General features: G+C 54.2%; 13 protein-coding genes. 8 read left to right on the plus strand and 5 right to left on the minus strand.

Annotated elements, in window-relative coordinates; all coding sequences use genetic code 11:
• From EKN83_RS00425 to EKN83_RS00440, 4 genes are all read right to left on the minus strand, one after another.
• Entirely contained in the window at positions 1-1,014 is a 1,014-nt protein-coding gene (locus EKN83_RS00425; RefSeq protein WP_045285053.1) for an ABC transporter ATP-binding protein, read from the minus strand.
• A 17-nt stretch (positions 1,015-1,031) separates the two neighbouring features.
• Complete coding sequence (gene ydcS, locus EKN83_RS00430) at positions 1,032-2,177, minus strand: putative ABC transporter substrate-binding protein YdcS (protein WP_045285054.1); 1,146 nt, start codon at positions 2,175-2,177, stop codon at positions 1,032-1,034.
• 272 nt (positions 2,178-2,449) lie between these two features.
• Complete coding sequence (locus EKN83_RS00435; protein ID WP_025759115.1) at positions 2,450-3,859, minus strand: PLP-dependent aminotransferase family protein; 1,410 nt, start codon at positions 3,857-3,859, stop codon at positions 2,450-2,452.
• 82 nt (positions 3,860-3,941) lie between these two features.
• Positions 3,942-4,130: a hypothetical protein gene (locus tag EKN83_RS00440; protein ID WP_032672600.1), complete on the minus strand. Its 189-nt coding sequence runs from the start codon at positions 4,128-4,130 to the stop codon at positions 3,942-3,944.
• 425 nt (positions 4,131-4,555) lie between these two features.
• On the opposite strand from EKN83_RS00440, the gene EKN83_RS00445 reads away from it, so the two are divergent.
• From EKN83_RS00445 to hslJ, 7 genes are all read left to right on the plus strand, one after another.
• Positions 4,556-5,047: an Hcp family type VI secretion system effector gene (locus tag EKN83_RS00445; protein ID WP_045285055.1), complete on the plus strand. Its 492-nt coding sequence runs from the start codon at positions 4,556-4,558 to the stop codon at positions 5,045-5,047.
• Positions 5,048-5,133: 86 nt separating this feature from the next.
• Positions 5,134-5,460, plus strand: coding sequence for a polymorphic toxin type 44 domain-containing protein (locus EKN83_RS00450; RefSeq protein WP_260591094.1), 327 nt, complete (start codon positions 5,134-5,136; stop codon positions 5,458-5,460).
• Positions 5,438-5,839 carry a hypothetical protein gene (locus EKN83_RS00455; RefSeq protein ID WP_126800110.1) on the plus strand — a complete coding sequence of 134 codons (402 nt, stop codon included), beginning with the start codon at positions 5,438-5,440 and terminating at the stop codon, positions 5,837-5,839. Before EKN83_RS00450 ends, EKN83_RS00455 begins: the two co-directional genes overlap by 23 nt.
• A gap of 151 nt (positions 5,840-5,990) precedes the next feature.
• Positions 5,991-7,391, plus strand: coding sequence for a cytochrome ubiquinol oxidase subunit I (locus tag EKN83_RS00460; protein WP_094917086.1), 1,401 nt, complete (start codon positions 5,991-5,993; stop codon positions 7,389-7,391).
• The gene (gene cydB, locus EKN83_RS00465) at positions 7,391-8,401 is read left to right on the plus strand and encodes a cytochrome d ubiquinol oxidase subunit II (protein WP_126800111.1); all 1,011 of its coding nucleotides are present in this window, start codon (positions 7,391-7,393) and stop codon (positions 8,399-8,401) included. Before EKN83_RS00460 ends, cydB begins: the two co-directional genes overlap by 1 nt.
• A complete protein-coding gene (locus EKN83_RS00470; protein ID WP_008501283.1) occupies positions 8,401-8,529 on the plus strand; it encodes a DUF2474 domain-containing protein in 129 nt (42 codons plus the stop codon). Before cydB ends, EKN83_RS00470 begins: the two co-directional genes overlap by 1 nt.
• A gap of 127 nt (positions 8,530-8,656) precedes the next feature.
• Entirely contained in the window at positions 8,657-9,094 is a 438-nt protein-coding gene (gene hslJ / locus EKN83_RS00475; protein WP_095449061.1) for a heat shock protein HslJ, read from the plus strand.
• Here the strand turns inward: hslJ and EKN83_RS00480 are convergent, their stop codons facing one another.
• Positions 9,095-9,361, minus strand: a complete 267-nt coding sequence (locus tag EKN83_RS00480) for a DUF333 domain-containing protein (RefSeq protein ID WP_025759109.1) — start codon at positions 9,359-9,361, stop codon at positions 9,095-9,097. It lies immediately after the preceding gene.
• Between the two features lie 271 nt (positions 9,362-9,632).
• On the opposite strand from EKN83_RS00480, the gene nifJ reads away from it, so the two are divergent.
• Entirely contained in the window at positions 9,633-13,157 is a 3,525-nt protein-coding gene (gene nifJ, locus EKN83_RS00485) for a pyruvate:ferredoxin (flavodoxin) oxidoreductase (protein ID WP_126800112.1), read from the plus strand.
• The last annotated feature ends 136 nt before the right edge of the window (positions 13,158-13,293 follow it).

Consider the following 13,293-nt stretch of genomic DNA (forward strand, 5'->3'; position numbering starts at 1 on the left):
TCACCTCTCCTCGTGAAGGCGGATCATCGCCTCGCGTGACCACGACGCCATCACGACCTGCCCCGGCGCAACGCCGTTCAGCGACGAGACGTCACTGACGTTGGCCTGGCTCACCAGCAGTTTTGCGCCATTATCCAGTTTCAGTTCCAGACGCGTGGCGGCCCCCTGGTACTGAACGGCCTGCACGCATCCCTGAACCTGAACGTCACCGCTCTGGTTAAGGCGAATATGTTCCGGACGCAGTGAATAAGCGCCTTCCATGCCGCATATTTTTTGCGCAAGGACCGTATCGAAGACGTTGGACGTGCCAACAAAACCGGCAACAAACGGCGTACGCGGACGCATGTAGAGATCGCGTGGGGTATCCACCTGCTCGATGCGTCCATTATTGAATACCGCCACCCGGTCTGACATGGACAGCGCTTCGCCCTGATCGTGGGTGACGAAAATAAAGGTGATGCCGAGTTCCTGCTGAAGTTTCTTCAGCTCGAACTGCATCTGTTCACGCAGTTTGAGATCGAGCGCACCTAACGGCTCGTCCAGCAGTAACACGCGCGGTTCATTGACCAGCGCCCGGGCGATGGCGACACGCTGACGCTGGCCACCGGAAAGTTGCGAAGGTTTGCGGGCAACGGCAAAGCTCAGCCCCACTTTTTCCAGCGCATCACGAGCCTGCGCATGGCGTTTTTTCTTATCGACGCCTTTTACCATCAACCCGTAGGCGACATTATCGAGGATCGACATATGCGGGAACAGCGCGTAGTCCTGGAACACGGTGTTCACGTCCCGCTCCCAGGGCGGCAGCTCGCTCGCCTCTTTGCCGAAGATAGAAATCGTGCCGCCTGACAGCTGCTCAAAACCGGCGATCAGCCGCAGGCAGGTGGTTTTGCCGGAGCCCGAAGGCCCCAGCATGGAGAAAAACTCTCCGTCACGGATTGCAATGGTCACCCCATCCACCGCCCGCACGTCGCCGTACAGGCGGGAAACATTGTTAAACTCTACCGCGTACGTCATGTTCTGCTCCCGGGCGATTAACGGCCACCCATGATGGCGATATAATCCTGCGTCCAGCGGCTGTAAGGCACATATTTGCCGCCTTCTGCGACCGGCGTTTTCCAGAACATGATTTTGTCGAACTCGTTATACCCGTTTGTTTCACAGCCCTTTTCGCCCAGCAGCGTGCTGGCCTTACACCCTTGCGGGACGACAGGAAGCGAGCCAAACCAGGCGGCCAGATCGCCCTGCACTTTCGGCGTGAGCGACCAGTTCATCCATTTATAGGCGCACATCGGGTGTTTTGCCTGTGCGTGCAGCATGGTGGTGTCTGCCCAGCCGGTCACCCCCTCTTTCGGGAAGACGGTGGCGATGGGCTGGTTCTCGGCCTTCAGGGCGTTCGCCTGATACGGCCACGCGCTGGAGGCCACGACGCCTTCATTTTTAAAATCACTCATCTGGACGGTGGTATCGTGCCAGTAGCGGTGGATCAGCGCATGCTGGTCGCGAAGCACCTTAAGCACGGCGGCATATTGTTCCTCCGTGAGCTGGTACGGGTCTTTGATGCCCAACTGCGGCTGCGTGGCTTTGACAAACAGCGCCGCATCGGCGATGTAAATCGGACCGTCGTAGGCCTGAACGCGTCCCTGATTGGTTTTACCGTCCGGCAGATCCTGTCTGGTAAAGACCACGCTCCAGCTGTCCGGTGGCGTCGGAAAGGTTTTGGTGTTATACATCAGCAGGTTGGGACCCCACTGATAGGGCGTGCCGTAGACTTTCCCGCCGACGTTAAACCATTCCCCTTTTACTATCCGTGCGTCGAGGGTTTTCCAGTTGGGAATAAGATCGGGGTTAATCGGCTGAACGCGTTTGCCCATGATCAGGCGGAGCGATGCATCGCCCGACGCGGTGACCAGATCGTATCCCCCTTTCGCCATCAGGCTGACCATTTCATCCGAGGTTGCCGCGGTTTTGACGTTTACCGCACAGCCGGTCTCTTTTTCAAACTGGGTGACCCAGTCATAATTTTTATCCGTCTGCCCCCGTTCGATGTATCCCGGCCAGGCAATAATATCCAGCCGGCCTTCCCCGTCGCCAATGGCTTTTGGCGGTTCTGCGGCTTGCGCGGTCATGATAGTCATGCCGAGCGCACACAGGCTGCTGCGGGCAAATTTTTTGCTCATAAGAGTTACTCCTGTCGCAATGAAATTTAGCGGCAGCCGTGCCGTAAAAATATCTCCCTTAATAAACGTAGACCGCGCAAATGCGCCGCACCGTGCGGCTTAAAGAAATTTCATCAAGGTGTGACCGGGGGCGCATTCCCCGTTAACTGGATTATAGACAAGGGGTTAGCCGTGAGAGGCAGTATGCACATTTCGTATGACGCAGCGCGGCGAAATAGTCGCCGCGCCGGTAAAAAGATAAGGAATGATTATTGAGTAAAAGGCGGGAATATTTATTTCAGCATACTGCTAATTAATTTCCCTAACTGTATCACCGCCTGCTCTTCCCGTTCCCCCCAGGCCCAGGAGGTATTAAAACGGAAGAACGGAGTCCACGCGTCAGAGGTGGAAAACATCTTTCCCGGAGCAATGCTGATGTGATGACTCAACGCCTGTTCGCTCAACAGCCCGGCATCCAGCTGGGCCGGAAGTTCGAGCCATAAAAAATAGCCGCTGTCGTTATGGTGAATTTTGACCCCGGCAGGCATATGACGCAACAGCGACTGCCAGGCCTGCTGTTTTCGCTCGGCCAGCGTGCGCCGCAGGCGGCGCAGATGGGCGTCGTAACGTTTGGTCGCCAGGTAATCCACCAGCGCCAGCTGCATCGGAGAGCTGGTGGACAGCGTGCTCATCAGCTGCAGCTGCTGAATGCGCCGCGCGTGCTTTCCTGCCGCCACCCAGCCAATGCGAAAGCCGGCCACCAGACATTTCGAAAATGACGAGCAGTGCAGCGTCATGTCCTGGCGATCCCAGGCTTTCGCCGGAAGCGGCTTTTCACGCCCAAAGTAGAGTTCGCTGTAAACGTCATCTTCAATCAGCGGCACGTTATGACGGGTCAGCAGCGCGACAAGCTGTGCTTTTTTCTCCGCGCTCAGGGTGAAGCCGAGCGGATTCTGGCTGTTGGTCATGATCCAGCAGGCTTTGACCGGGTAATCATTCAGCGCCTGTTCAAGCGCATTGAGATCGATCCCCTCGCGGACGTCCGTCGCAATCGCCAGGGCTTTCAGTTTAAGGCGTTCCAGCGCCTGCAGCGCACCGTAGAAACAGGGGTTTTCGACAATCACCCAGTCGCCGGGCTCGGTGACCGCCTGCAGGCTGAGATTAAGCGCTTCAAGCGCGCCTGCGGTGATCACGATCTCTTCCGGGGAGATGTTCATCCCCTGCTGCGCGTAGCGGCGGGCAATGGCGTGGCGAAGATCGACGTTACCCGGCGGCAGATTCTCAATCACGCTCATCGCCGTCGCCGTTTTGCTGACGTTCGCCAGCGAGCGGTTAAGCTGCTGAAGCGGGAAAAGCCGGGGGTCGGGAAACGCGGAAGCAAAAGGCACAACGGAGGGGTCGCGGCTGGCCTGTAAGACCTCGAAGATGTAGGTGTTGATATCCACCGCTTCGTCACGCATGACCTGAGCGGGTGGCGCAGGCTGTTGCGCGGTCGGGCGCGAGGCAACGTAATAGCCCGACTGCGGTCTGGCGACAATGCGCCCCTGACTTTCCAGCATCTGATACGCGTGGCCAACGGTCATAAAACTCATGCCGCTGCTCGCCACCTGCTCTCGCAGGGAAGGCAGCTTATCGCCCGGCAGCCAAACGCCAAGTTCGATCTGCGAGATAATTTGTTGCGCCAGACGCTGGTATTTTTTCATCAGATTCTCCTTATGACCGACAGTGTATATCAGCAGGAGAAAAAGAGAAGATTTAGGTAACTGTTATAGCTTGCTAAATGAATTACTTACGGTAACCGGTAACGTGGTTCTGCGCCTGACGCGCCGCGGCCAGATGGTCCAGCGTAATCATTGGCGATTTGCAAAAGATGCATTTCGCGCCGTAAGGGTTTTTCTCAGACACATCAAAGGCTGAGGTACGGTACTGCGAGCCATGACAGCAAGGGCAGCGAAAATGGATATAAGAAGTCATAGGATTCTCCTGTAAACGTAAAAACGTAAAATTACTCATGAGCCGATCAGGCGACAGTGGTTTGAAACAAAACTAATCGGAATGTAGATAAAGACCCAAGAGAGGCTGCGGAGAGGCACAACGTGATGAGAACTGCTTTATAAAACTACGTCAGATATTTATTTGGACTCAAAACCAGAAGACCATTAACGCACGATGCTGACGACAAAGCAAGCGGTTTTATGCGGAAAATTCATAAAAATACTGATTAAAAAAGCGTTGCTCGTATTACTGTCGGATATTGGTTAAATCAATAACTGCAATAAAAAACATAACTAATTGAAATATATAGAATTTTAATAACATTTTTTGCCTAATTAGCTTGTCTGTTAAGGCGTATTAAGTTACGCCAAAATACCATTGACTTAATCAAAAAGGAGTATTACATGGCAATTCCAGCATATTTATGGATAAAAGACGACGGTGGTGCAGATATTAAGGGAGCTGTTGATGTTCAGCATCGCGAAGGGAGCATAGAAGTTAATGGCTTTTCCCACAACCTCAGTCTGCCAACCGATGGACTTACGGGAAAAATAACCGGAACTCGCAAACATTCATCCGTAATCATACAAAAAGACTTTGATTCATCGTCCCCCTATCTTTATAAGGCTGTTGCAACCGGTCAAACCCTTAAATCGGCGGAGTTTAGATGGTACAAGATTAATGATGCCGGGCAAGAAGTAGAATACTTTAACATGTTATTAGAAGGTGTGAAAATCGTCGGCATTTCGCCAATGATGCATGACACAAAAGATCCAACAAAGGAAAAACACAATCATCTCGAATGTGTAGAATTTCGATATGAAAAAATCACCTGGAAGCACTGTGATGGTAACATCATGTTTACCGATAACTGGAATGAGAGACCGCAAGCATGAGGTACCCAACTTTAGCGGTCTCCCCTCACCCACCTTATGATATTTCCTCTTTCTCTCCCCCAGGCGTTAACATCTTAAATAATATGATGCTAGCAAGATTTCACCGGGGACCATCAGCGCTAACATATGAGTGGTTTTATCAACAGGTCAGGTTACATGGCCCATGGGATTATAAAACAAGAATAGGCCGCCAATACGAGAATTTTGGTAATTTTCATTATGGTGCGGTGGGTACTGCGGCTGGAATTTCTGCCCCCGTTCTGTTACGCGCTGCAGGCTGGGCGCAGTCAAAGTCAGGGAATGGCCAGTCAAAAGATGGACACTGGTATGGTTCCCCCCCTTTTGGGGATGATCCGACTGATCAACTCTGGATAAAATGCGGAATAGACTATGCAACAAGAACGGGTTTTTAAAAAACGCTATATTCTCATACCTGTATTATTTGCACTTGCCTACGCCGGATGGGTTTTCTGTTTTATGAACTTCCCTGTCGAACAAGAGCTACGTTCAAAAGTGAAAGTCAATAACTGGGCTGTATTGTATGTCACTCAAGCTAATGCCGGAGCCATGACATCATACACCTATCACTACTATTTACTGGATGCAAAAACAAAAGAGGCAGAATTTTTATCGCATATTGACCAGGCCACGCCATTCATGGTGACTAACGATCCTGAAGTGAAAATCGATGTTAAAGACGACGGTGTATATCTGCATGTTCGTGGGGACGTATACTCTTTCCATAATACGTCTAAATTCGCCAATATTCTTCTGGATGCCTCCCCCTACTGATGGCGATAGTGGTTCATTGATATTCCATGCATGAGGAAATGTACACAATAGACTGGAAACTGTTATAGCAAAATAGGCCGGGTCTGTCTCTGCAACCCAGAGCAGACGCGGCTTAGAATGGCATCGACATAAATACATCGCGGAGTTTTGCATGTTTGGTTTAGATGCTTTTCACCTTGCACGGATACAGTTTGCCTTTACCGTATCCTTTCACATTATTTTCCCGGCAATCACCATCGGTCTCGCCAGCTATCTTGCCGTGCTCGAAGGCCTGTGGTTAAAAACAAAAAATCCGGTCTGGCGCTCGCTGTACCATTTCTGGTCGAAGATCTTTGCGGTTAACTTTGGCATGGGTGTGGTCTCCGGGCTGGTGATGGCCTACCAGTTTGGTACCAACTGGAGCGGGTTTTCACAGTTTGCGGGCAGCATTACCGGTCCGCTGCTGACCTATGAAGTGCTCACTGCTTTCTTCCTCGAAGCCGGGTTCCTCGGGGTGATGCTGTTCGGCTGGAACAAAGTCGGGCCGGGGCTGCACTTTTTCTCCACCTGTATGGTGGCGCTGGGGACCATCATCTCCACCTTCTGGATCCTCTCCTCAAACAGCTGGATGCAGACCCCGCAGGGCTATGAGATCGTCAACGGTCAGGTGGTACCGGTGGACTGGTTCGCCGTGGTATTTAACCCCTCCTTCCCTTATCGCCTGCTGCATATGTCGATAGCCGCGTTTCTGAGTAGCGCCCTGTTTGTTGGCGCATCCGCGGCATGGCATCTGCTGCGCGGGAATAATACCCCCGCTATTCGCGCGATGTTTTCGATGGCGCTGTGGATGACGCTGATTGTCGCCCCCATCCAGGCCATGGTTGGCGATATGCACGGGCTGAATACCTTAAAGCACCAGCCGGCGAAAATTGCCGCCATTGAAGGCCACTGGGAAAACCCACCCGGTGAGCCTACCCCGCTGCTGCTGTTCGGCTGGCCGGATATGGAACAGGAGCGCACCCGCTTTGGGCTGGAGATCCCCGCACTCGGCAGCCTTATCCTGACGCACAGCCTGGATAAACAGGTTCCGGCACTTAAAGAGTTTCCCAGGGAAGACAGGCCTAACTCCACTATCGTCTTCTGGTCTTTCCGCATCATGGCGGGCCTGGGCATGCTGATGCTGCTGCTTGGCGTAACGGCACTCTGGCTGCGCTACAAAAAGCGCGTTTATTCTTCCCGTCCTTTCCTGTGGTTTGCCCTGCTGATGGGGCCATCCGGGTTGATAGCTATTCTGGCGGGATGGGTAACCACCGAAGTGGGCCGCCAGCCGTGGGTGGTCTACGGCCTTCAGCGCACGAAGGACGCGGTCTCCGCCCATGGCGATCTGCATATGAGCGTGAGTTTGCTGGCTTTCTTCATCGTTTACACCTCGGTGTTTGGCGTGGGTTACAGCTATATGGTGCGTCTCATCCGCAAAGGCCCGCAGCCGCATGAATCTTTCGCCACCGAGTCCGATGGACGTCCGGCGCGCCCGCTTTCTGCCGTCACAACTGAACATAAGGAGCAGCCATAATGGGTATCGATCTTTCCCTTATCTGGTTTGTCATCATTGTCTTCGCCACGCTGATGTATATCGTCATGGACGGCTTTGATCTGGGGATCGGTATTTTATTCCCGGTCACGCAAAACGCCGACGATCGCGATGTGATGGTCAACAGCGTCGCGCCGGTCTGGGACGGGAATGAAACCTGGCTGGTCCTTGGCGGGGCCGCCCTGTTCGGCGCGTTTCCGCTAGCCTACGCCGTGATTATTGATGCCCTCACCATTCCGCTGACATTAATGCTGATCGGTCTTATTTTTCGTGGCGTAGCGTTTGAGTTTCGTTTTAAAGCCACGCCAGCGCACCGTCCGTTCTGGGACAAGGCGTTTATAGGCGGTTCCATTCTGGCGACGTTTACCCAGGGTGTAACGGTCGGCGCGGTCATTAACGGCTTTACCGTCACCGGCCGGGCCTATACCGGCGGGCCATTTGACTGGTTTACCGCGTTTAATCTGTTCTGCGGTGCGGGGCTGGTCGTCGCGTATGCGCTGTTAGGCGCGACCTGGCTGGTGATGAAAAGCGAAAATCCTCTGCAACAGCGGATGCGTGCGGTGTCGAAAATGCTGTTACTCGTGCTGCTGGCGTTTATTGCGGCGATCAGCCTCTGGACGCCACTGGCGCAGCCGGCCATCGCCGCACGCTGGTTTACGCTGCCGAATCTGTTTTATCTGCTGCCCGTCCCGGCGCTGGTAGTGATGTTGAGCCTGTATCAATGGCGCTGTCTGAGTAATCCCGACAGCCATAATCGTCCGTTCGTCCTGACGCTGGGGCTGATATTCCTCGGCTTTAGCGGGTTGGGGATCAGCATCTGGCCACACATCATTCCGCCGTCAATCACCCTGTGGCAGGCCGCCGCGCCGACGCAGAGCCAGGGCTTTATGCTGGTGGGCGCGCTGTTGATCATTCCCGTTATCCTGGTCTACACCTTCTGGAGTTACTACGTATTTCGCGGCAAAGTTCAGCATGGGGAGGGTTATCACTGATGCAACAACCGGTCTGGAAAAGATTACTGTGGCTGGCCATTATCTGGGGCGGCAGCGTACTCGCGCTGGCTGCTGTCAGTATGCTCTTTCGCATGTTGATGACAGCAGCAGGGTTTAAATCACACTAACGTTATTCCGGGCAGCCGTCGCGTTGCCCGACATCTCCCCCGCACTTTCAGATAAACCCCATTAACCCACGCTGGCGTATCGTTACACTGGAAACAGATTCACGGTATTTATAGTTTGAGAAGAAAAATGAAAAAGCTCATGGCGTTAAGTGTTATCAGTCTTGTCCTCACCGGCTGCGTTAATCCGGGTAAAGCTTCCGTTCAGCCGGAACAGCTCACCAGCCACCGCTTTGTGCTGGAAAATGTGAACGGTAAGGCCGTGAAGAACACGACGACGCCACCTGAAATCAGTTTTAGCGCACTGTCAGATATCAGCCTGGTTAATAACATCAGCGTTTCAGGCGCAATGTGTAACCGCTTCAGCGGACAGGGGAAATTGTCCGAAGGCGAGCTGAAGGTGAAAACGCTGGCCATGACGCGCAAGCTCTGTACTGAACCACAGCTTAACGAACTGGATCAGGCCATCGGCGACATGCTGCGCAAAGGGGCGCAGGTCGACCTGACTGAAGACCAGTTAACGCTGGCGACAGCCGATAAAACGCTGATGTTTAAGCGTGCAGACTAATCAGTAATTACCGCAGGTTCCAACGGCAAGCGACTGTTCACTACAGCGTTTGCCATTTGGCAAGGCGCACATCCCAATAGCCGAACCATCGAGCTGGCGGGCCACCGACAGCGAACCGCCAATCATCGCGCAGTTAGCCTGACCGGAGCTGGACATCGCGGCTTTCATTCCCGGCGCCACGTGGGCGGCCGTTGCCTGCTGGACAGGTTCACTGCTGCATGCCGACAACAATAATGCGGCACACCCTACCAAAAACGCTGAGCGCATGCTCTCTCCCCCATGAATAATGCGAAACCTATGCATAATAGGCATCCCATCCCGTGTCGTCGAGATCGGAAGTGCGTATTTATGCGCTTCTGAAACAAATTCTCGCAATTTTTCTGCCAAAAGTTTGATCTACTCATTGATGGCAAGAATAACGAGGACACAAAAGCGAAAATCGAAAAATCCCCTGTTTGCTAGAATACACAGATAATATTCAGGGTTTGTTGCCGTAATACAGACCCCTATTTTTTGCGCAATGTAAGGGTGTTGTCCTATGCAAACTATTGACGGTAATGGTGCAGTTGCCTCAGTCGCGTTTCGCACCAGTGAAGTTATCGCCATCTACCCGATTACGCCAAGCTCCACCATGGCTGAGCAGGCAGATGCCTGGGCCGGTAACGGGTTAAAAAACGTCTGGGGCGATGTCCCAAGAGTGGTTGAAATGCAGTCCGAAGCCGGTGCGATTGCGACGGTACATGGCGCACTGCAGACCGGCGCACTTTCCACGTCCTTTACCTCTTCTCAGGGATTGTTGTTAATGATCCCGACGCTGTACAAACTTGCGGGTCAACTGACTCCCTTCGTTCTGCATGTTGCTGCACGTACCGTTGCCACCCACGCGCTCTCTATTTTTGGCGATCATTCTGACGTGATGGCCGTGCGCCAGACCGGTTGCGCCATGCTGTGCGCCAGCAGCGTTCAGGAAGCTCAGGACTTTGCCCTCATTTCGCATATCGCCACACTCAAAAGCCGGGTTCCGTTTATTCATTTCTTTGATGGGTTCCGCACCTCGCATGAGATCAATAAAATCGTCCCGCTGGCTGACGATACTATCCTGAATCTGCTGCCGCAGGCGGAGATCGACGCCCATCGCGCCCGTGCCCTTAACCCGGAACACCCTGTTATTCGCGGGACATCGGCAAACCCGGATACTTATTTTCAGTCTCGTGAGGCCACTAACCCGTGGTACAACGCGGTGTACGACCATGTTGAACAGGCGATGAATGACTTTGCCGCTGCCACCGGCCGGGAATATAAGCCGTTTGAGTACTACGGCCATCCGCAGGCAGAGCGCGTTATTGTGCTGATGGGTTCAGCGATTGGTACCTGCGAGGAAGTCGTGGATGAACTGCTTACGCGCGGTGAAAAAGTTGGCGTGCTGAAAGTGCGTCTCTATCGCCCGTTCTCGGCGAAACATCTGCTCTCTGCGCTGCCGGAAAGTGCGCGTGCCATTGCGGTACTCGATCGTACCAAAGAGCCGGGCGCGCAGGCGGAACCGCTGTATCTGGATGTGATGACGGCCCTGGCAGAAGCCTTTAATCAGGGCGAGCGAGAAACGCTACCGCGCGTGATCGGGGGTCGCTATGGTTTGTCCTCCAAAGAGTTCGGACCAGACTGCGTGCTGGCGGTGTTCAACGAACTCAGCGAAGCGAAGCCGAGGCCGCGCTTTACCGTCGGCATCTATGACGATGTGACGAATCTGTCCCTGAGCTTACCGGAAAACACCCTGCCCTCGACGGCCAAACTTGAGGCGCTGTTCTACGGTCTGGGCAGCGACGGGAGCGTCTCCGCGACCAAAAACAACATCAAAATCATCGGTAATTCGACGCCATGGTATGCCCAGGGGTACTTTGTCTATGACTCCAAAAAAGCCGGTGGGCTGACCGTTTCCCACCTGCGCGTAAGTGAACAGCCTATCCGTTCTGCCTATCTTATTTCTCAGGCTGACTTTGTTGGCTGCCACCAGCTGCAGTTTATCGATAAATACCAGATGGCTGAGCGCCTGAAACCCGGCGGTATTTTTCTCCTGAATACCCCATACAGCGCAGAGGAGGTCTGGGCGCGCCTGCCGCAGGAGGTTCAGGCGGTGCTTAATCAGAAAAAAGCCCGCTTCTACGTGGTTAACGCGGCGAAAATTGCCCGCGAATGTGGCCTGGCCGCGCGTATCAATACCGTGATGCAAATGGCCTTCTTCCATCTGACCAACATTCTGCCGGGTGACAGCGCGTTAATGGAACTGCAGGGGGCGATTGCCAAAAGCTACAGCAGTAAAGGTCAGGAGCTGGTAGAACGCAACTGGCAGGCGCTGGCGCTGGCCCGCGAGTCGCTGTTTGAGATCCCGCTACAGCCGGTCAATGCCGCAAGCCCGAACCGTCCTCCGGTAGTGTCCGATGCGGCGCCTGATTTTGTTAAGACCGTAACGGCGGCGATGCTGGCCGGGCTGGGCGATGCCCTGCCCGTCTCGGCGCTACCGCCGGATGGCACCTGGCCGATGGGCACCACCCGCTGGGAAAAACGCAACATCGCCGAAGCGATCCCTGTCTGGAAAGAAGAGCTGTGTACGCAATGCAACCACTGCGTGGCGGCCTGCCCGCACTCTGCCATTCGCGCCAAAGTGGTTTCACCCGAAGAGATGGAGTCCGCCCCGGCCAGCCTGCACTCGCTGGACGTGAAATCCCGCGATATGCGCGGACAGAAATACGTACTGCAGGTCGCGCCGGAAGATTGCACCGGCTGTAACCTGTGCGTTGAGGTCTGCCCGGCGAAGGATCGGCAGAACCCGGACATCAAAGCCATCAATATGATGTCGCGTCTGGAACACGTCGAAGAAGAGAAAGTGAATTATGACTTCTTCCTGAGTCTGCCGGAAATCGATCGCAGCAAACTGGAACGTATTGATATCCGGACGTCACAGCTGATCACCCCGCTGTTCGAATACTCCGGTGCCTGCTCCGGCTGTGGGGAAACGCCGTATATCAAGCTGCTTACCCAACTGTACGGTGATCGGATGCTGATTGCCAACGCGACCGGCTGTTCATCTATCTATGGCGGTAACCTGCCCTCCACGCCGTACACCACCGACGCCAACGGTCGCGGACCGGCCTGGGCGAACTCACTGTTTGAGGATAACGCCGAGTTTGGTCTGGGCTTCCGCTTAACCGTCGATCAGCACCGTGCCCGCGTGATGCGCCTGCTGGACCAGTTTACCGATAACATCCCCGTTGAGCTGAACGCGGCGCTGCACGCTGAAGCCACACCGGAGGTTCGTCGCGAGCAGGTCGCAGCACTGCGCAATGCCCTGAAGGGCGTAGAAGGAGCACAGCAGTTGCTGACTGACGCCGACGCCCTGGTTGAAAAATCGATCTGGCTGATTGGCGGCGACGGCTGGGCCTACGACATCGGCTTCGGCGGATTGGATCACGTGCTGAGCCTGACCGAAAACGTCAACATCCTGGTGCTGGATACGCAGTGTTATTCCAATACCGGCGGCCAGGCATCGAAAGCCACGCCGTTAGGCGCGGTCACGAAATTTGGTGAACACGGTAAACGCAAAGCGCGTAAAGATCTTGGTGTGAGCATGATGATGTATGGCCACGTTTACGTCGCGCAAATCTCGCTGGGCGCGCAGCTTAACCAGACAGTAAAAGCGATTCAGGAAGCGGAAGCGTACCCAGGCCCGTCGCTGATCATTGCCTACAGCCCTTGCGAAGAGCATGGATATGACCTGGCGCTTAGTCACGATCAGATGCGACAGCTGACGGCGACCGGTTTCTGGCCGCTCTACCGGTTCGACCCACGCCGTGCGGACGAAGGGAAATTACCACTGACGCTGGATTCGCGTCCGCCGTCAGATGCCCTGGCCGAGACGTTAATGCAGGAACAACGCTTCCGTCGCCTTAACGCTCAGCAGCCGGAGGTGGCTGAACAGCTCTGGAAAGATGCCGCTGCCGACCTGCAAAAACGGTATGATTTCCTCGCGCAAATGGCGGGTAAAGCCGAAAAATCGACCAACGACTAGTTTCTCTGCCCGGCTTGTCCGGGCATTTTTTTGCCATAAAAAAGCCCGGTATTTTCACACCGGGCGCATCCAGATAATTAATGAATATCTATTTAGTTTCCTGAATAACATTCATGGGAATTATGGATAAATAATC

This window comes from Enterobacter sp. WCHEn090032 (assembly GCF_003986875.1).
Lineage (GTDB): Bacteria > Pseudomonadota > Gammaproteobacteria > Enterobacterales > Enterobacteriaceae > Enterobacter > Enterobacter sichuanensis.